The sequence below is a fragment of the Shimia sp. SK013 genome (genome assembly GCF_001292625.1).
In the GTDB taxonomy this organism is placed as follows: domain Bacteria; phylum Pseudomonadota; class Alphaproteobacteria; order Rhodobacterales; family Rhodobacteraceae; genus Shimia.
The window spans coordinates 82576-101653 of sequence record NZ_LAJH01000012.1; the positions used below are offsets into that span (position 1 = coordinate 82576).

The following is a 19078-nucleotide window of genomic DNA, read 5'->3' on the forward strand; positions in this document are numbered from 1 at the left end:
AGCGATTTTCGGCCAAATTCGTTAACTGCCGCTATGGTTTAGCCGCGCCAATGGCATGGCACGTCCCAAATTGGGCGTTTCAATTCATGTTCGACATCAGCGCGAGTCAGGCCCATGTCGTCAAGCGCCCGGTCATCCAGGCGCGCGAGTTTGTTGCGCTGACGGGAGACGAGAAGCCAGTTGAAAAGCTGTTTGAAGCCTTTTGTGCGAAGGCTGGGGTTGCGGCCTGCGATGCTATAAGTGGACATGTTCGCTCCTTTCAAAAATTGATTGAATGTCGATTTATCATCAAGTTGCTTGATGTGTATGACGCTCTATGATCTATTTGTGAAACGAATATTAATGAAGAGATACATCACAAGGATTGATGGAATGCGGAATTTGGATGTGACGACCTTGCGAAGCTTTGTGGCAGTTGCAGATCTTGGCGGGGTTACCAAAGCGGCGGGCTTTTTGCATTTGACTCAATCCGCGGTCAGCATGCAGCTCAAGCGCTTGGAAGAATTAATTGACGTGGATCTGCTGGATCGCTCCGGTCGCGGCATTGCCCTTACACCTGAGGGCGAGCAAATGCTGGGATACGCGCGGCGCATGGTCACGCTTAACGACGAAGTGATTCGCCGTCTGACCCATGACGAGTTTGAGGGCACGATCTCGCTGGGTGTGCCGCATGATATTGTCTACCCGGCCATTCCACGGGTGCTGCAACAGTTCAACGCGGCTTATCCGCGTGTGAAAGTGGTGCTGCATTCCTCGTTCACCATGGAGCTCAAGGCGCAGTTTCAAAAAGGTGAGATGGACCTCATCCTGACCACCGAGGCCGAAAGCCCCGAGTCGGCGGAGTTGCTGTGCAAGCTGCCGTTGGCGTGGGTTGGTGCACCAGGTGGTGCCAGCTGGCGACGCCGCCCAATTCCATTTGCGTCGGGGCGGCAATGTCTGTTCCGCCCGCGCGCGATTGCGGCGCTGGACCGGGCCGGAATAGAATGGGAATCCGCCCTTCAGACAGATTCCGACCGGACAGTTGAGGCGACGATTTCTGCCGATCTGGCATTGGGGGCCATGATTGAGGGCACGGAGCCTCGTCACCTTGAAGTGATTGACCACGGTGGCGTGTTGCCGGAGTTGGGGGAGCAGCACATCAACATGTACGGGGCGGACACCAGCAAGGGTGATGTCATTGCGGATCTAGCCGATTTGATCCGGGCGGGTTTTCAGCCCATGCGTGGGCGCCCGGACCATCCTGTACGGCTTGGAGTCGTGGGTTAAAGCCCGCGACTGCCTTGGCTGATGGGTTTAAGGTACGCTGACCACAACTTTGCCGGTTGATTTGCGCGACCGCAGTAGTTCGTATGCGTCAGCGGCCTGATCCAGCGGCAGTACGTGGCTGATGTGGGGCTTGATCTTGCCTTCGGCGTGCCAGCCAAACAGGGTGCGCATGCTGTTGAGGATCACTTGTGGTTTGAAAGCCATGTAGCCACCCCAGTAGAGACCCATCACCGTGAGATTTTTGACCAGCAGATGGTTGGCTGGGATTGAGGGAATGTCACCGGACGCAAATCCAATTGGCAAGAGCCTTGCTTCGGGACGGCAGGCGCGGAACGCTGCTTTGAACTGTTCGCCGCCAACTGGATCATAAACAACATCGGCCCCACCAAGCGCCTTGACCGCGTCGCGGATGTCTTCGGTTCCTGCATCGATCAGGTGATCAGCGCCCATCTTTTTGGCGACGGCGAGCTTGTCGGCACCGCGAGCACAGGCGATCACATTGGCGCCCATGAGCTTGCCAATTTCCACTGCCGTGAGACCAACGCCGCCGGCGGCGCCCAAAACCAGAAGGTTTTCGCCTTCCTTCAGGCGGGCACGGTAGTCTAGCGCAACATGGCTGGTGCCGTAGGCCACTGGAAAGGCTGCGGCCTCCACAAAGTTCATGCTCTCCGGTAGGGGGATGGCGCTGTCCGCACGGTAGCATCCAAATTCCGCAAGCCCGCCTTTGCCGCCAAACACCAGAACCTTGGAACCAACAGCAGGGCCTTTGGTATCGGGCCCGAGAGCGTCGACTTCGCCGGCAACTTCCATACCGAGAATGAAAGGCAGCGGGGGGGTTTCCTGATACGTGCCTTTGATCATCAATAGATCGCCGAAGTTCAGCGCGCAGGCGCGAATGCGCACGCGAATTTCACCTTTGGCCGGTTCAGGCATGGGAATATCCTGAATTGTGGGAGTGGTATCGTGGGATGTAACTTGAAATGCGCGCATGAGATTTGCTCCAGTTGGTTGTCACGATTAGACAGCCGATAGGAGCGCTGTCAAAGCGAGAACAGCCTCCACAAGCGGAACGCGACACAACGTCACCGAAAAATCCAAAGAGAGTATCAATTTAGAATTGTACCTATTGACGCGCGCTTAACCGTCAGCTTGTAGGATGGACCTTGATTGCAAGGCAAAAACTGTTAAGCTAACGTACCGCGAAGGGATGCGCGGTGAATTCATAATGGTAACTGTGTAACGCTTTTTGAGTGAGTTATACTGATTGAGCGATGTCAAAAGTTGATTGCAAAGGAGTGGCGGAATGACGCATCCAGTGGACGTGCATGTTGGCAAAAAAGTGCGACAACGGCGTTGGCTGACGGGGATGACCCAGCAGCAACTTGCTGAGCAGGTTGGGATTAAGTTTCAGCAGATTCAGAAATACGAGACCGGAGCCAATCGCGTAAGCGCTTCGCGCCTATGGGATATAGCCGATGCACTGGACGTGCCGGTCAGCTTCTTTTTTGAAGGGCTGGAAGCGGAAGAGGGCGAGTTGGCCAGTAAAGTGCCAGCTGATCTGATGGGCGATAAAGAAGCGCTTGATCTTATCCGTAGCTATTACGCAATTCCGGAAAACCAGCGACGCCGCCTGTTTGAGTTGGCGCGTGTCTTGAGTGACGTCGCCTGACAGCGCTTCAAGGCAATCAGACGTTGATTGAGAGCACTCACCTCTCGTTGACGTTGCTTGTTTCTTTTTCCGCAGTGAAGTAGCCCAAAGACAGGCGCCCACTGCGGAGGAAGTTTCATGAAAGAGCAAGATCGAAGCGATATCGTTGCTGTGGCCAACGATATGGCCGACACGGCCCGTGCGGCCATACTTCCGCATTTTCGCGCAAAGGGCCTTACCGCAGAAAACAAGCTGGATCATGATTTTGATCCCGTGACCGTTGCAGATCGCGCCGCCGAATTGGCGATGCGCGATGTGCTGGCAAAGCGGCGGCCGCAAGATGGCATTTTTGGTGAAGAGTTTGGCAGGACCGAGGGAACAAGTGGTCTCACCTGGGTTCTGGATCCGATCGATGGCACGCGAGCGTTTATCAGCGGCGCGCCAACGTGGGGGGTTCTCATAGCCTTGTCAGATGCCAATGGCCCCATCTTTGGCATCGTCGATCAACCTTATATTGGTGAGCGGTTTGTCGGCGGATTTGGTATGGCCGAAGTCGCTGGGCCCGCCGGCGTGCAAGCTTTGAGTTGCAAATCTACCAGCGTTTTGCAGGACGCAATTGTATTCACAACTTTTCCTGAAGTGGGCAGCGTCGAGGAGCGCGCAGGATTCATTGCTGTCGCTGAACAGTGCAAGCTGACCCGGTATGGCATGGATTGCTACGCTTATGCGCTTTTGGCTGCGGGGCAGATTGATTTGGTGGTTGAGGCTGGGCTGAATGCCTACGACATTCAGGCGCCCATCGCGGTGATCCAGGCCGCTGGCGGCGTCGTCACGGATTGGACTGGCGGACCCGCCCATGAAGGGGGACGCGTCCTTGCGGCAGCCAATGCTGAACTCCACGCTGCGGCATTGAATATTCTGCGAAGCGCTTGAAATCAACCGTGCGGGGACGTTACAAATAGCGACGCGTCGAGTCCTTTTCCCGTTTTCTGTCGATGCCTGATCACACTTCACCGAAACGGGACAGAAGGAGTGTGGCATGACGCAAGTATCTGAAATTCTAATAAAATCAGCCAAGGTCGTTTTGACCATGGATGATGCACGGCGCGAATTGTCTGAGGCGGACGTACGTCTAAGAGACGGGAAAATTGTCGAAATTGGCACCGGCCTTCAAGGCGATGGTGAAATTGTGTTGGCACAGGGGTGCGTGGTGACGCCCGGTTTGGTGAATACCCACCATCACCTTTATCAAACGCTGACCCGTGCGGTTCCGGGCGGACAAGATGCCTTGCTGTTCGGTTGGCTCCAGACGCTGTATCCGATCTGGTCACGGTTTGGCCCGGAAGAGATGAACATTTCGGCGCAGATCGGGCTTGCCGAGTTGGCCTTGTCGGGCTGCACGTTGACCTCGGACCACCTGTATTTGTATCCCAACGGCGCGCGTTTGGATGATACGATTGAGGCTGCCACAGAAATCGGATTGCGGTTTCATCCCACCCGCGGCTCAATGAGCATCGGAGAAAGCGACGGGGGCCTTCCGCCAGACTCACTTGTCGAGAACGAAGCCGCCATTCTAAACGACACAATCCGCCTAATAGACGCGCACCACGATGCCAGCGAAGGCGCAATGGTGCGGGTCGGTGTGGCGCCTTGTTCGCCCTTTTCTGTTTCGCGCGAATTGATGCGTGACGCAGCTATATTGGCGCGGGACAAAGGAGTGATGTTGCACACGCACCTCGCGGAGAATGAGGAAGATATCGCTTATTCGCTTGAGAAATTTGGCTGTCGCCCAGGACAATATGCCGAGGACTTGGGTTGGACTGGCGAAGATGTGTGGCATGCGCATTGTGTGAAACTGGACGGGCAAGAGATTGAGCTTTTTGCCCGTAGTCGGACCGGGGTGGCACATTGCCCTTGTTCCAACTGTCGGCTTGGTAGCGGTATTGCACCGGTACGCCAGATGCGGGACGCCGGTGTGCCCGTTGGGCTGGGTGTGGATGGGTCGGCCAGCAATGACGCGGGCAACTTGGTTGCAGAAGCGCGACAGGCAATGTTGTTGCAACGCGTGTCACGCGGTGCTGACGCGATGAGCGCGCGTGAGGCATTGGAGATTGCAACGCGTGGCGGGGCGCAGGTGTTAGGGCGAACGGATTGCGGGCAGATTGCCGTTGGCAAACGGGCAGACATCGCGATTTGGGATGTGTCAGGCATAGAGGCGGCGGGCAGCTGGGATCCTGCGGCGCTTTTGCTCGCAGGGCCGACGCGGGTGAAGCACTTGTTTGTCGAAGGTCGGCAGGTGGTGCGTGATGGCCGTGTCACAACGATTGATATGCCGCGCGTGATTGAACGGCAAAACGCCTTGGCACTTGCGTTGATGGGGTGAAAACAAAAAGGGCGCAGGAAAACCTGCGCCTCTTTGAAATCCAAATGGAGCGGGCGAAGAGATTCGAACTCTCGACCCTAACCTTGGCAAGGTTATGCTCTACCCCTGAGCTACGCCCGCGTCCTTTGGGTGAGGCGGATGTAGCCGCAGAGTGCGCGGGGCGCAAGGGCTAAATGGTGCAATTCTCCCGGTATGGTAAAAAAGCGAAAAGGCGCGGAATAAACCGCGCCTTGTTCGGCTTTCCCTGAGAAGGGAAAATGGAGCGGGCGAAGAGATTCGAACTCTCGACCCTAACCTTGGCAAGGTTATGCTCTACCCCTGAGCTACGCCCGCGTCCTTTGGGTGAGGCGTGAAATATAAAGAGTCGGTCAGGGCCGCAAGTCCAAAATCGGCAAAAAACAAAAAAACTTTGTGCGACGGAAATACGTGGGGCAGACGTTTTAGTATCCAAGGAGAGACTGGGCGATGATCACGAGACGGGCCTTCATACTGGCGGGATTGGCAACACCGTTGGCGGCGGCGGCGCATGACGGGCACAGCCATTTGCCGGTGACTGTGGCGGCCGAGGGGCGCATCGTGCGGGGCGGCGGTGTTGTTGTGACATTGACCACGTTCAACAGCACTCATGCGCCTGTCACGTTGTCCGGTGTCGCCGTTCAAGGCGCCGAGGTCACCGCGTTTGCGCCGGTCCTGGTTGCTCCGGGAAGCGTGAATGAGGCGGAAATACACCTTGGTTTTCAAGGTGATGTGCCGAAATCATTCTTCATTACGTTGGACTTTGGTGATCAAGGTAACGGCCCTGTCGCCGTGGTGATGTGAATTGAGAGGAGCACAACAGTGAGACTGCACCAAAATGTGAAGCTCGTCGTATTGGCGATTGCGATGGCGCTTGGGGTGGTGGCGCAGGCTGAGGCGCAAGGAGCGCTCACAATGCAGCAGCACACAGTGACAGAGGCGAAGTCGCTTTCCTTGACCAAATCCGAGGCGTTGCCATTGATTTGGAATGCGGCAGGCGGGCTTCATACAAATGCAACAACGGCCGCAAATGGCGGACCGACAAAGAAATGCGGAGTTTGTAACTCTTGAAGTCTGGCAATCGCCCATTTGAGTCGGCGCCAAACGGCGCATAGCGAGATCTTTGTGCAGGGCCACATTTTTGTGAAACGCGCGGGCGATCTGGATCAATGCAACGGTGCAGCGGTGTGTAACGAACGCTAACCATTCGGCACGTTTGCATCTTCTGACGCCAGTTTATTCGGTTGTCCCACGCTTTTAGAAAGGAGCGTCGGATGCCTGTTTCAATCCGCGTCGTTCAGAAGAGTTAAATGCAACGCTAGGCCCGACGCGCGCTTTGTGCTAAGCCGCTGACGGACAACTCTTTCAAGAGCGCGCAGTGCCTCAGCCCTATATTATTTCCCTGTCGTCAATCCCGCCTCGATTTGCGGAGTTGAATTCCACTCTGAATAGTTTGCTGGCGCAGACTGTTCCGGCAGAACGCGTGATACTATACTTGAGCAGACAATATCGGCGGTTTCCTGAATGGGACGGCACGCCGCCAGATGTCCCGGATGGCGTGGAAGTTCGCTGGGTTGAGGAGGATTTTGGCCCTGCAACCAAGGTGTTGCCTGCCGTGAGGGACTTTCAAGGCGCAGGTGTCGACATTCTGTTTTGCGACGATGATCAGGTCTATCGACCGATCCTTGCCGAGCGTCTTTTGGCGGCGCGAGCGCGCCGGCCAAATGATGTCGTGGCGATTAGCGGCATGCAGACCTATCCTGCAAAGTCTGGTGCGCGTGTTTCGCTGCGCCTTCCGCGGCGCCGCTTCCTGTGGCGGACCACAAATCCGCGCTGGCAGGCGCGGCGGCTTTGGGCGCGCGCGCTCGATCGGCTTGGCTGCGCGCCCTATGTGCAGCCCCCTTGCCGGGTCACGTTGCGCACAGGTTATGCCGATGGGTTTGAGGGGTTCATGGGTGTGATGGTTTCACCCAGCTTTTTTCCGGAAGAAGTCTTTGATATTCCTGACTTTGCGTGGCCGGTGGATGATGTCTGGTTGTCTGGTCACGTGACTCGAAAGGGACATGGAATCTGGGTCATCGGCGGCTTGTTTGAGCCGATGCTGACGCCGATCCGCAAACCGTCGCATTTGGATCATACGGCGTTGAACCAAAATGCCATCGGCGGTGTTGGACGAAACGATGCGAACCTTGAAACGATCCGCTTTTTTCAAGCCACCTATGATATTTGGACCTGAGGCCAAGCGATGTATGTGATCACCCTTTCAGCCATTCCACCCCGGTTCTCTTCGATGCAGGTGACGCTGGAATTGTTGTTGGCACAGCGTACTAAGCCGGAGGCCGTGATCCTCTATATTCCTAGGGCTTATGACCGGTTCCCCGAGTGGGACGGCACTTTGCCTGAGGTTCCAAAAGGTGTGGAAATTCGGCAAGTTGAGGCCGATCTGGGACCGGCAACCAAAGTGCTGCCCGCGCTAAGGGAGTTCGCTGGACAGGATATGAATATCCTGTTTTGTGACGATGATATCCATTATCGAGATACCTGGGCGCGGGGTTTTCTGAACGCAGCCAAAAGGCATCCGGGATGCTGTATTGCGCTTGCCGGTCAGCAGGTTGGCAAGTTTCACGAAAATGCGGTCCCGAGTGTTCACATGCCGCGAGCAGTGCGGCAATGGGTGATCACGGACGTTGAATTTCACCTGCGCAATCGCATCGAACGGTTCCACGCGGATAGGGCGGGTGCACGGTTCCATCGAGTTGGGCGACGGATATATCTGCGCGGAGGATATGCCGATGTTTTGCAAGGTTATGCAGGGGTTATGGTGCGGCCCGAATTTTTCGCTCCCGAGGTTTTTAACGTGCCGGTGGAGGCGAGGAACGTTGATGATATCTGGCTGTCGGGTATGTTGGCCAAGGCGGGCACGCCGATCTGGGTGCCGGGTCTGATGCGCGAGCCGGATGTGCTGATTTCGGGACATCAGAGTGATGCGCTTCATCAAACGGACGTGGACGGGTTGGGTCGCAACGCTCAAAATCGGCGCGCAATAGGGTATCTGCGGGACACCTTTGGCGTCTGGCGTTAACCTTGAGGAATCAGGGAAAAACAGCTGTCTGCAACGCGTCGGTATGACGTCGGTATCGCGACAGTGCGGTTTTCGACAGACTCTATGATTGTCGCACCGCGCGACGCGTTCACCAGAAAGACTCAGCGGGACAGGCCAGCGGCCTCAAGTTCGTCGATGTGAAAGTCGACGTGCAGGTGATTGCCGTCCGGATCGTGAATGTTGACCTGAACGATGGGAACGCCCGGTGGGAAACCCAGAAAATAGTCGACGTCGTGGGTTTTCAGACGGGTGACAAACGCGGCCAGATCCGTAGCACGGAAGGCGGCGTGTTCTAGCGCGAGATCGCCGTCTGTTTGCGGATTGCCATCAACACCTACGAGATGCACCACGGCATTGTCCCCCAGATAGAGCCAGGCGCCCGGAAAATCGAAATCCGCGCGGGGGCCGTTGGTCATGTCTAGCACCTGCTCATAAAAGGCGATCATGGCCTCAAGATTGGTGGTGCGGATGTTGGCGTGGTCAAGCGTGTGTACAGGCATGGGGTGACCCTAGGCAGCGAGATGAGGAGGGTCAAGCGATTGATGGTTGCGCTAACGGGCGCGGTTTTCTGTTAGCTGCGTTTGACTGTTCCGCTGCACCCCGGAAGGCCTGCGGGCAGCACCAACAGCGCGCCAGCGGCGTAGAGGGATTTCACGAAATCTGATCCGGTGGAAGTCACAGTGACGCTGACGGGGCTGCTGTCGATGATCGCCACATCGGGGGCGAGGCTTGGTATCAGACCCGAGGGCGGGAACAGGATCATCTGGGCGGGGGCGCTGTCAGAGACAAAGCCCATGCCGACCAGTACTGCGAGCCAGCCGCAGACCAATATGGGCAGACCTATAGAGAGCTGCCTAATAGTCATGGATATGTTCCAGCCGATGACCGCGCGCGTTCAAATTCCGCAGCTCTTGCGCCAGATCGTGGACTTTGACCATTTGAATATGGCGATAGTCAGTGTGACCTTGGCGCGGCATGACGGAAATGGCGTCCTGTGTTTGTGAAGATGGGGCGATGGTGGTGAACATGATATCATCATTGCCGGCGATTTCGATAAATTGCACGCCGTCCTTGGCCATCTCGGCAAGCAAGTGGGTCAGGGTGCGGTACCGCGGCGTTTGCAGAATTGTTAGGGCATCAGAGCTGCCAACGACTTCGACCGCGTCGTAAGCCGAGAGGTCGCGCCCTTTGGCGTCAACCACCATTCGCAGAGTCAAAGCGTCAGCGCCGACGTTTTCCACGGCTTGGGCGATGACACCGGCGTAAGCTGCCTTGGCGCGATATTCGAGGCCAACTGCCAGTCGGCGTTCGGTGTCGCGAAAGCCTTCGGATGGCGTGGTGGCGAGGGCGGTGGCGTCTTCGCCAAAGTGCCATTTGTACCACGGTACCTGTTGCAAGAATTGCGCATACTCGGCGGCTTGGTGCGCGGTCAGTGTGTCCAGCGCGGCATGGTCTGACCCGCGAATCCATGTTGTCACGCGGCCAAAAGTTTCCTCATAAAGCGCCTTGAGTGCCAATTCGGCGGTGAAGCTTACCCCGATCACATAGACCATTTGTTTGGTGCCGCTATCGACGGGACCAAGATGGGCCGATTGGCGGCTTAGATCACAGAGGGACGACCAAAACCCCCCGATGGCGGAGAAGAAGCCGAAGTCGTGCGGGTCATTGGTGGCAATCACCGTGGCGTAGTCATCATAGGCATGCACGATGTGCCATTCCGGATAGGTCATCAGTGTACGGGATTCGGGGCGGTGATCCTCGGGTGGCAGGATCGGCGTGTAGGCTGTCGCTGCGGCATCGCCGCGGCACATGGTTTCCACATAGGCCACCGGCGACAACAGCAGCGCCAGCAACAGCACGAGGCACAGGCTGCCGCGCAAGGCCCATCGCAACAGACGTTTCATGCTGTGCGGGCCCGCAAGCCGGCGACAAGAGCCAGTCCGCCAAGACCAAGATGGGGCAGGTTGGCAAGGAAGCGGCCCAGCGAGAAATCGAGACCAAGCGAGGCGTGGGTGAAGATGCCCATGTCGAGGAAACCATAGCCGGTGAAGATGCCAAACACGCCGTCCGCCAGATAGGCCGCGCCAAAGAGGATCATGAATGTGCGGGAGGCCTTGTGTGAAATGAGCCCAGCCGCCAGCGCCCAAAGTGCTGAGGCGACATGCAAGGCGTCGTCATAGGGATCGAGCGCAAAGATGCCAAAGGCCAGCCCGTCGGCGTCGGTGAGACCAGGAATGTAGTTGATCGAGGCCGCAATCATCAAAGCGACGAAATAGCCAAGCGCGAGATATTGAAGGCGTGTCATAGGTGCTCCAGATAGCTGTCCCAAAGGTTGTTGCGGAGCAGACCATCTGGGTCCAGCTCTCGTTTCAGGCGGGCGAACTGCGCGGCTCTGGGGTAGGCGGCGCTTAATTGGTCCAGACGCGCATGGGGGCGATAGGGCAGATAATAAGTGCCGCCTGCGGCCACGATGCGGTCGATTAGGGCTTTCGTCATGCGGGCCATGTCGGCCTCGCCGCGCTGCGTGAGTTCCTGACTGAAGGACATCACCGCCGCGATGCGCGGCACGCTGGCGTAGCTGAGCACGCTCTGATCGTCTTGGGCGACATATCGCAGAGTGACGTTCAGAAATTCCTGATAGGAGGCGGGAATGACATCGCGGCAGGCGGCGAGGAAAGCGTCGAACTGGTCAAAGCCGATGAAGTATTCATGCAGGATATCGACACGTTCAGAGGCGCCGTCGTCCAGCGTGACCACTGGTTCGTTGATTAGCGCGTTGCGTGTGGTTTCACCGCTGCCAAGCATTGGGCCAAGCGTGGTCTCGTTCCACCAGCGGAAGGATTTGGCCGGCTCGTTGCCAAGTTGGGCGCGGTAGATGCGGCTGGCGACGTGCGACATCCAGCCGGAGCCGGTCGCGGCGGGCAGGGCGTCTTGCTCCTCGGTTTCGCGGTAAGTGATCAGCAAGGCCTTGGTGAAGAAGTCGGCGCGTTCGACGTTGAGCCGCCCGTAGGCCATCGTCACGTCGGGATCATTGATGGCGCGCTGAAAGGCGGCGGCATAGTCGCTGGCGGCCATTTCCTCAAAGCTGGGCACAAGGCGGGTGTTGCGGGCGGCCTCGACCTGCATGTCGATGATCACGCCGATCAGGCCGTATCCGCCCATTGCAAGATTGAAGAGGTCGGTATTCTCGCTCGGCGAACAGGTCACAAGATCACCTGAGGGCAGGATCATACGCAGGGATTTGACGGTGGAGCCCATCGGGCCTTTGGGCACGGGCCAGCCGTGGGCGTTGACCGAAAAGGTGGCGGCGACGCCGAAATCGTTGTTGGACTGCATCACCATGGGCGACAGGCCCGCGGGATCCAGCGCGGCAATGACCTGCGACCATCGGGCGCCGGCGTGGGCGCGATAGGTTTGGGCTTGGCTGTCGATCTCGACCAGACCGTTGTCAAAGGTGATCGCGGTGCCGTCGCGCGGAATGGCTTGGGCCCCCATCGAGTGGCGCGCGGCGCCGACGTTTAGCGGGTGGCCTGCGGATTTGGCCTCGGAGAGTTCCTTGCGGATGGCATCGATCAAGGCCGCGTCGGGGTCTTGGGACAGGATGATGTGTTTGTGGACCGGCGTTTGCGAAAGCTCGCTGGCGTCGTTCAGGATTTGCGGGCCGTTGGCGGGAGCGATACGGGCGGTGCCGTCATTGACAGGCAGATTGGGCCGCAGTTTTTGGGCGGCAATCCAGCCGGCGGCGCCGCCAAGACCGGCGAGAAAGGTTCTACGGGCAAGGGTTTTCACGTTATGTCTCCTGCGTCATCTGTCTTAGTACATCCAGAAGCGCCTGCCAAAAGACTTCGGGCGCTTCGATTTGCGGGATATGCCCGACGTCCGGCAAGACCGTGAGCGATGCGCTTTGGTTGGCGGCTTGCAGGTCTTGGCCTTGGGACAGCGGGGTGATGGTGTCGGTCTCGCCCCAAATCAGCGCCAACGGCAGCGGCAAGGCTTGCCAATTTCCGGGGCGCGTGCTGTGGGCGTCGAGCGGCGTGGCAAACAGCTGCGGCAGCCAGTCCGCGGCGGCGGCGGTGTAGCCTTTTCGGCTGAGCGGCACTTTGAGGGTTTGCACCACATAAGGGGTGGCCGCGTCTTTCACCGAGATGAAATTGCGCAGAAAGAGCCGGGTCAGAAGCGGGTTGGACAGGGTGGCCGAGGTGAGAAAGCGGCGCAGGCCGGTGGGGCGCAACCAGATTGGGGTTGTTTTGGGCGCGAGATGGCTGTTGAGCGAGATGGCGCCATCGACAACCACAAAGCCGTCAAACAAATCGGGGCGCTTCATCACCGCCTCCGCGAGCGGACCGGCGCCAACCGAGTGGCCAATGGCGATGGGTCTTGTGTCGAGCGCCTGAACCAGCGCGATGATGCGGTCGGCCTGACGCGGGCGGCTGTAATCGCCATCGGCGGCAGGGTGCGAAAAGCCGAATGGAGGCAAATCATAAGCGATGGCGTGAAACCCCTGCGCTGCCATGTGATCCAACGTTGGAAGCCAAAGGCCGGACCAAGCGGCAGTGCCATGGGCAAACAGGAGAGGCGTGCCTGCACTGGAGCCACGCTCGATGACAAAGATTGATCCTTCGGACGTGGGCACAGCGCGTCCAGATACATCTGGTAAAACCGTCAGAGCGTTGGTTTCCCGAACCTGAGCTGCGATGCGAAAAATGCCAAGTGCCACTATGGCCAAAAGCAGCGGAGCCACAATGGTAGCCAGGAAAATGGTCCGTGGTTTCAAAGGGTTCGCCTCCTGAAGTTGTCAACATCTAGGAGGCCGCGCCGATGGGTGCAAGTAAGGTATATCGGTACTTGAAACGTAGCAGCACCCGCCGAGGGGCTGCTTAGACCCAAACAATCGCCACCAATACACAGCGCCACAAACAGGGGCGTAGCGGTCAGTGGGTTGCAGGGGCTGGGTCTTTGCCAAACAGCCGAACTGGGTCGGCGCTGCCGCGCAGAACGGTTTTGCCAAAGTCGTGCCAACCGGTTGGGGACAGGTTGGCAGCCGCAAATACCGGCTCGGATGCAACGATGTGCATGTCTTGTTGTTTGGCCAGCCCTTCAATGCGAGAGGCTTCGTTCACGACGCTGCCAAACACACCAAATTCCAAATGGCGCGCGCCGCCAATGGCGCCTGCGATTACAGTACCTGCGTGCAGGCAGATAACGACATCCACGGGGTGGTCTCCGGCGGCGGTTCTTTGGAGAGACCATGCGGTGATGGCTGTGCTGAGCTCGGTGGCGGCCTGAAGCGCGTTTTGTGCGGCCACGCCAACGGGATCGTTCAGGCCAAACACCAAGAGCGCGCCATCACCGATGAATTTGTCGACCACACCGCCGTGGTTCTGCATGCTGGAGAGGACAAATTCGCGAAACCCAGAAAGCAGCTTCGTGGTGTCGCGTGGGCCGATTTTTTCTGATTGTAAGGTGAAGCCGCGGATGTCGACGAACATGACAACAACGTCGACAGACCGGCCCTGTTGCAGCTGATGCAGGCGCTCATCGGTGAGATCCCCCCGAAGTTCGGACGGCAAAAATCGCGAGGCATTTCGGGTCTGCTCGGATTTGTGGGCGATGTCATGCACCATCCGGCGGGTGCGCCAAACGGCCACAATGCACACCGCGCCGATCATGGCCACAATCACCAGCCGGGCGATGTTGGGTTGGCGTTCGTAGTTTTCAATCAGGAAAGCCTTGTCCAGCGGAGACAGTAGCGTGTCGGGCGCGGCGAGGGTCAGAGCAAGAAGACCGATGAGCAGGCAAAGCGTCAGAACGATTTGGAGGCGCAGGCGGACGCGGAACAGTTGTGACACAAATACCAGAATCGCAAAAAATGCAGCCGGGGAAGCCAGCGCAATCGATGGATTGGTGCCTCGGATGTCTGACGTAAAGTACATGTTGCCGAGAACCAGCAAAACGTCTGAGATGCCAAAGGCCCAAGACATCCAAGGTTTGTGCACGCCCGCGCGCACCACGGCGATCGAGACCACGCCGATCAGGAAATATGTTGTCATAATGGTGACAGACAGGACCAGTCCGGATTGGCCCACCGCCGCTGGGATTTGCGTGCGTCGCACCACGAAGCCCATAAACACCAGCAAAACAGCGGCCACGGCGACGCGGGTCACGCCAATGAGTTGTTCTGCCTGCGCATCGGCGCGCCGAAGGGATCTGGTGGCAAAGGAGTCTAATGGCATGTCTGCCCCCTGCTTTTGCGATCAGAAGGTATCACGCTTAGTGCCGACGGCAATGCGCAGTTTCTGCGCAAGACAGCATCGCGTCGCGCAATTTTGGTCCGGGGTCGGGTCGACGGGGACATCATCGAAATGGTGTACGTGGCGGGTTGGTTCGACAGGGTGTTTGAAACAGGAGGCCATGTCCTTCGGCTTCCTTTTGGCGTTGCAAGTTGCCACTGAAATGATAGACTTACGGTTTGTAACTCACCCCAAAAAGGGAGCGCCGGCATGCCCTCGACAAAAGCCATCAATCTGAGAATTGAGCACGATTATGAACAGTTGGTGCGGGATGTGTTCGCGCGCATTCGCACTGGTGGCCCCGGGTTTCGCAAGGCGCTGCGGTCTTTGATCGACGATGAAAATGCGGCTGCTTATGTGCCTGCGCATGAGGTGCATTCGCGTTTTGGTGAGTTGGAACGTTTGGTGCATAAGGCAACAGTTGATGGTGGCAACGGTGTCATGCCGGAGCACATCGAGGAGAAGCTGCACGCGCTTGAGGCGCAAATGCAGGCCGCGCTTGAGGATACCAATGACCGGTTTGTGGCGGCCCCCGAAGTCCTGTCGCGGTTTGCGCGGATCGAGAAGCGGCTTGGCATGGCGGGAGAGGGCGGTGAGGCCTATATCCCGGCCAAGGAGCTTGATGACCGGTTTGCGACAATCGAAGCCTCGATAGGCGCGCGCGAAGGCGATTCTCTGGAGCAGTTCCTGCCGGCGACAGAGATCCGGGCAATGTTTGCTGAAATGGAGCAGCGGCTGAGCGCTTTGGAAGGGGCGTAAAGCCGCGCGACAGAGTCGCATTTGCGAAGGCGCCCTTGTGGCGCCTTTTTTGATGCCTGGGAAAGTTTCCATCTGTCGTGCTTGTGAAGTGCAATCAGTATGCATACTTTTGTGTTTGATTTGACGCAGAGGACCGCCATTCTAGATGGAGTGAAGCAGCATGAGCGCCACGCAGGGAAAGACCAAGGCCGTAAATCTGCGGATTGAAGAGCAGTTTGAGGGGCTTTTGCGCCAATCCGTTGGCGGGATCCGAAAGGGCGGTCCGGAATTCAGGAAATCGTTGCTAGACCTGCTGGATTCGTTGAAAGCGGAGAACCCGACGCCAAGTGAAGAGCTGCAAAGTCGGTTGCTGGATCTGGAGCGGCGGATTCTTGCCGTGGAGCAAAAGTGTCTGGTGCGCAGTGACGGTCTTGATTTGTAAGGATCTTTTCAAACTCACTTGATCTGGATCAAATTTCTATTGAAATGAGCATCTTAGGGCGCTTAAGCTTGCTCTATTATTTTTCGTTTTTTTGGTGTTGACGCATTGGATGAGTGGGCGATGTGCCTATATGGGTGTTAACAGACACTTAACTTTCGCACACTCTTGGCAGATTGGTCACAGAAATACGCGCTAGCTTTGCCTGTTGAGGCTTCGACATTCTGACGAAGCGGATAAACATAGTTAAATCAAAGAAGTAGGCCGGATCCTAGTGTTCGGCGTCTTGTCGATGGTAGGGCTTGCGTGGTGTGCAATCAAAATGCTAGCAAATTGAAGTGATATCGCAATCAATATGATTGCATTTGTGTTGCGAGCACATTAACTTCGTTATCGAAACACAATCGAACTCAAAAGTTTTCCCAAGGAGGGGACAATGACCAAGTTCAAATTCCCCACAGCATTCACAATTCTATTTGTGCTTATCGCTGTGGTCGCCGCACTGACATGGATCGTGCCGGCGGGTGAGTACGCTCGTGAAATGAGCGAAGAAATGGGACGCATGGCACCAGTGCCTGGATCCTATTCTGGTGTCGAAGCCAATCCGCAAGGCATCGTTGATGTTATTCTCGCACCGTTCCAAGGCTTCTACGCTGCGATCGATGTATCGCTTTTCGTGTTGATCATCGGGGGCTTCCTGATGGTGGTTACGAAAACCGGTGCAATTGATGCGGGTATCGGCGGGCTGCTGGCCAAACTGAAGGGCCGGGAGCAGTGGATGATCCCGATCATGATGATCGCGTTCGCTGCTGGTGGTACCTCTTATGGTATGGCCGAAGAATCGTTGGCCTTTTATGCGCTGTTGATCCCTGTGTTCATTCGCGCCGGCTATGACTCGTTGACCGCTGTGGCTGTGATCATGCTGGGTGCTGGTATCGGGACTTTGGGCTCTACCTTCAACCCGTTCGCAACCGTAATCGCATCTGACGGTGCCGGCATTCCGTTCACCGACGGCCTGATGCTGCGCGCTGCGATTCTCGGCACAAGCTTGCTGGCCGGTATCATCTTTGTCATGCGCTACGCTGCCAAAGTGAAAGCCGATCCGTCCGCTTCGCTGATTGCGAGCCGTACCGAAGAGAACCGTGCGCACTTCCTGTCGGACTCCGAAGATGGCGCGATGCCCGAGCTGACCGGTGTTCGCAAACTCATCCTCGTCCTGTTCGGTCTGAGTTTTGCGATTATGATCTACGGCGTTGTGTCCCTGGGTTGGTGGATGGACGAAATGTCCGGCCTGTTCCTGGTGATGTCGATCGTTGTTTGGTTTGTTGGCAAATTCGCTGAAGAAACCCGCATGGACGAAGGCACCTTTGTGGAAACCTTTGTTGACGGTGCCCGTGACCTTTTGGGTGTTGCTCTGATCATCGGTGTTGCGCGTGGTGTGGTTGTCATCATGGATGCCGGTAAAATCACCGACACCATCCTGTTCTCTGCAGAAGGTATGATTTCCGGTCTTTCCGAATTCATGTTCATCAACGTGATGTTCGGTATCCAGTTCCTGATGTCGTTCCTCGTGCCGTCTTCCTCTGGTCTTGCTGCTCTGAGCATGCCTGTGATGGCGCCGCTGGCAGACTTCGCTGGTGTGGGTCGTGAACTGGTGGTCACCGCATACCAATCTGCAAACGGCCTGGTGAACTTGTTCAACCCGACCTTCGCAGTTGTGATGGGTGGTCTGGCAATCGGCCGCGTGCCTTACGATCGCTGGCTCCGGTTTGTCGGTCCGCTGGTTCTGATCCTGGCTGTGATCATCGCCGTATTCCTGAGTGCCGGTGCAATGCTCGGCTAAGGCAAACGCAAACTTCTGGGGTGGGACTCCGGTCCCACTCCTCCCCCCCCAAGACTTCTCTAAATCTCCCCAGTCACCGAAGATTTTCTCGAGGTGACATCACAAAAAAACATTTTTCGAAAGGATGAAGTAATGACATTTGGTGTACATTCCGAAGTTGGTAAACTTCGCAAAGTCATGGTGTCACGTCCCTCTCTGGCGCATGATCGTCTGACCCCCGGCAACTGTCATGAACTGCTGTTTGATGACGTGCTGTGGGTCGAGCAGGCCCGTCGCGATCACGCTGATTTCGTTTCCAAAATGCGCGAGCGTGGCACTGAAGTGTACGACGTACAGGATTTGCTGGCTGAAGCATTCGATGCCACCGCAGACGCCAAAGCATTCGTTTTGGACCGCATCGTAACCGCGAACATGGTTGGCCCCGGTCTTGCTATGGCAATGCGCCCCTGGCTGGAAGAAATGTCCGGCAAACAGCTCGCGCGTCAGCTTCTTGGTGGCATCGTTGTTGACGACCTGCCCGAAGGAAACATGACACGCCTCGTTAAGGACTCCCTGCCGCGCAGCGAGTTTCTGTTGCCAGCCGTGCCAAACGCCCAGTTCCAGCGCGATCCATCCTGCTGGATCTATGGTGGGGTCACTGTCAACCCAATGTACTGGCCAGCCCGTCAGCCGGAAACACTGTTCCAGCGTGCGGTTTATAACTTCCACCCGATGTTCACAGCAGCAGACTTTGAGTTCTGGTGGGGCAACGATGACCAGAACTACCAGCGCTCCAGCGTTGAAGGTGGTGATGTCATGCCAATCGGCAACGGCACTGTGTTTATCGGCATGGGCGAGCGTACAACACGTCAAGCCGTGGCTCAGGTTGCACGCGCCCTTCTGGACAAAGACGGCGCAACCCGCGTTGTGGCCTGTGTGATGCCAAAATCCCGTGCTGCGATGCACTTGGACACTGTCTTCTCTTGTCTGGATGTCGACAAAGTCACGGCCTTCCACGAAGTGACCAGCGAAATCAAATGCTACTCGATCTACAAAAGTGGCGAAACCGTTGAGGAAAAGGGTACAATCTTTGACGTCTACAAAGACGCAATGGGCGTGACCGATCTGACCATTGTCGGCACCGGTGGCAACGAATTCCAAGCCGAGCGTGAACAGTGGGACGACGGCAACAACGTTGTCGCACTCTCGCCCGGTGTGGTTGTTGGCTACTCGCGCAACACCTTTACCAACAAGCTGATGCGCGACGCCGGCGTCGAAGTTGTCGAAATCAATGGCCAAGAGCTTGGCCGCGGTCGCGGGGGCGGACACTGCATGACCTGCCCGCTGGAACGTGACGCCGTTTAATTCAATTCG

21 protein-coding genes and 2 tRNA genes are annotated in these 19078 nt (G+C 57.1%); 12 read left to right on the forward strand and 11 right to left on the reverse strand.

Annotation, left to right across the window (positions count from 1 at the left end; genetic code table 11):
• Positions 1–38: 38 nt before the first annotated feature.
• Complete coding sequence (locus SHIM_RS20715) at positions 39–140, reverse strand: DUF1127 domain-containing protein (RefSeq protein ID WP_241488854.1); 102 nt, start codon at positions 138–140, stop codon at positions 39–41.
• A 232-nt stretch (positions 141–372) separates the two neighbouring features.
• On the opposite strand from SHIM_RS20715, the gene SHIM_RS10200 reads away from it, so the two are divergent.
• The gene (locus tag SHIM_RS10200; protein ID WP_054002548.1) at positions 373–1266 is read left to right on the forward strand and encodes a LysR family transcriptional regulator; all 894 of its coding nucleotides are present in this window, start codon (positions 373–375) and stop codon (positions 1264–1266) included.
• A 27-nt stretch (positions 1267–1293) separates the two neighbouring features.
• Here SHIM_RS10200 and SHIM_RS10205 read toward each other — a convergent pair whose 3' ends face one another.
• Complete coding sequence (locus SHIM_RS10205; RefSeq protein WP_054002549.1) at positions 1294–2256, reverse strand: NADPH:quinone oxidoreductase family protein; 963 nt, start codon at positions 2254–2256, stop codon at positions 1294–1296.
• A 313-nt stretch (positions 2257–2569) separates the two neighbouring features.
• On the opposite strand from SHIM_RS10205, the gene SHIM_RS10210 reads away from it, so the two are divergent.
• From SHIM_RS10210 to SHIM_RS10220, 3 genes are all read left to right on the forward strand, one after another.
• Entirely contained in the window at positions 2570–2935 is a 366-nt protein-coding gene (locus SHIM_RS10210; RefSeq protein WP_054002550.1) for a helix-turn-helix domain-containing protein, read from the forward strand.
• Positions 2936–3052: 117 nt separating this feature from the next.
• Positions 3053–3847 (forward strand): histidinol-phosphatase, encoded by a 795-nt coding sequence (gene hisN, locus SHIM_RS10215; RefSeq protein WP_054002551.1) that lies wholly within the window; start codon positions 3053–3055, stop codon positions 3845–3847.
• Positions 3848–3953: 106 nt separating this feature from the next.
• Complete coding sequence (locus SHIM_RS10220; protein WP_054002552.1) at positions 3954–5297, forward strand: 8-oxoguanine deaminase; 1344 nt, start codon at positions 3954–3956, stop codon at positions 5295–5297.
• A gap of 45 nt (positions 5298–5342) precedes the next feature.
• Here the strand turns inward: SHIM_RS10220 and SHIM_RS10225 are convergent.
• Both SHIM_RS10225 and SHIM_RS10230 read right to left on the reverse strand, forming a co-directional pair.
• A tRNA-Gly gene (locus SHIM_RS10225) sits at positions 5343–5417 on the reverse strand.
• A 138-nt stretch (positions 5418–5555) separates the two neighbouring features.
• Positions 5556–5630, reverse strand: a tRNA-Gly gene (locus SHIM_RS10230).
• A 132-nt stretch (positions 5631–5762) separates the two neighbouring features.
• On the opposite strand from SHIM_RS10230, the gene SHIM_RS10235 reads away from it, so the two are divergent.
• The 4 genes from SHIM_RS10235 to SHIM_RS10250 all read left to right on the forward strand — a co-directional run bounded on the left by SHIM_RS10235 (position 5763) and on the right by SHIM_RS10250 (position 8394).
• Complete coding sequence (locus SHIM_RS10235; protein WP_054002553.1) at positions 5763–6116, forward strand: hypothetical protein; 354 nt, start codon at positions 5763–5765, stop codon at positions 6114–6116.
• Positions 6117–6134: 18 nt separating this feature from the next.
• Positions 6135–6383, forward strand: a complete 249-nt coding sequence (locus tag SHIM_RS10240) for a hypothetical protein (RefSeq protein ID WP_152926515.1) — start codon at positions 6135–6137, stop codon at positions 6381–6383.
• A 424-nt stretch (positions 6384–6807) separates the two neighbouring features.
• On the forward strand, positions 6808–7548 hold the full coding sequence (locus SHIM_RS10245; protein WP_152926516.1) for a glycosyltransferase family 2 protein: 741 nt from the start codon (positions 6808–6810) through the stop codon (positions 7546–7548).
• Positions 7549–7557: 9 nt separating this feature from the next.
• On the forward strand, positions 7558–8394 hold the full coding sequence (locus SHIM_RS10250; protein ID WP_054002556.1) for a hypothetical protein: 837 nt from the start codon (positions 7558–7560) through the stop codon (positions 8392–8394).
• A 122-nt stretch (positions 8395–8516) separates the two neighbouring features.
• Here SHIM_RS10250 and SHIM_RS10255 read toward each other — a convergent pair whose 3' ends face one another.
• From SHIM_RS10255 to SHIM_RS10285, 7 genes are all read right to left on the reverse strand, one after another.
• Positions 8517–8915, reverse strand: coding sequence for a VOC family protein (locus SHIM_RS10255; RefSeq protein ID WP_054002557.1), 399 nt, complete (start codon positions 8913–8915; stop codon positions 8517–8519).
• 71 nt (positions 8916–8986) lie between these two features.
• Complete coding sequence (locus SHIM_RS10260) at positions 8987–9280, reverse strand: hypothetical protein (protein WP_054002558.1); 294 nt, start codon at positions 9278–9280, stop codon at positions 8987–8989.
• Positions 9270–10319 (reverse strand): hypothetical protein, encoded by a 1050-nt coding sequence (locus SHIM_RS10265; protein ID WP_054002559.1) that lies wholly within the window; start codon positions 10317–10319, stop codon positions 9270–9272. Before SHIM_RS10265 ends, SHIM_RS10260 begins: the two co-directional genes overlap by 11 nt.
• Positions 10316–10720, reverse strand: a complete 405-nt coding sequence (locus SHIM_RS10270; RefSeq protein WP_054002560.1) for a hypothetical protein — start codon at positions 10718–10720, stop codon at positions 10316–10318. Before SHIM_RS10270 ends, SHIM_RS10265 begins: the two co-directional genes overlap by 4 nt.
• Positions 10717–12204 carry an FAD-binding oxidoreductase gene (locus tag SHIM_RS10275; protein ID WP_054002561.1) on the reverse strand — a complete coding sequence of 496 codons (1488 nt, stop codon included), beginning with the start codon at positions 12202–12204 and terminating at the stop codon, positions 10717–10719. The genes SHIM_RS10270 and SHIM_RS10275 overlap by 4 nt, the downstream gene beginning before the upstream one ends.
• Before the next feature lies 1 nt (position 12205).
• The gene (locus SHIM_RS10280) at positions 12206–13156 is read right to left on the reverse strand and encodes an alpha/beta fold hydrolase (protein WP_054002562.1); all 951 of its coding nucleotides are present in this window, start codon (positions 13154–13156) and stop codon (positions 12206–12208) included.
• A gap of 190 nt (positions 13157–13346) precedes the next feature.
• Positions 13347–14648, reverse strand: a complete 1302-nt coding sequence (locus SHIM_RS10285; RefSeq protein WP_054002563.1) for an adenylate/guanylate cyclase domain-containing protein — start codon at positions 14646–14648, stop codon at positions 13347–13349.
• Positions 14649–14915: 267 nt separating this feature from the next.
• On the opposite strand from SHIM_RS10285, the gene SHIM_RS10290 reads away from it, so the two are divergent.
• The 4 genes from SHIM_RS10290 to SHIM_RS10305 all read left to right on the forward strand — a co-directional run bounded on the left by SHIM_RS10290 (position 14916) and on the right by SHIM_RS10305 (position 19069).
• Positions 14916–15464, forward strand: coding sequence for a hypothetical protein (locus tag SHIM_RS10290; RefSeq protein WP_054002564.1), 549 nt, complete (start codon positions 14916–14918; stop codon positions 15462–15464).
• A 160-nt stretch (positions 15465–15624) separates the two neighbouring features.
• Positions 15625–15885, forward strand: coding sequence for a hypothetical protein (locus SHIM_RS10295; protein WP_054002565.1), 261 nt, complete (start codon positions 15625–15627; stop codon positions 15883–15885).
• A 433-nt stretch (positions 15886–16318) separates the two neighbouring features.
• Entirely contained in the window at positions 16319–17725 is a 1407-nt protein-coding gene (locus tag SHIM_RS10300; RefSeq protein WP_054002566.1) for a YfcC family protein, read from the forward strand.
• 132 nt (positions 17726–17857) lie between these two features.
• Positions 17858–19069, forward strand: coding sequence for an arginine deiminase (locus SHIM_RS10305; protein ID WP_054002567.1), 1212 nt, complete (start codon positions 17858–17860; stop codon positions 19067–19069).
• The last annotated feature ends 9 nt before the right edge of the window (positions 19070–19078 follow it).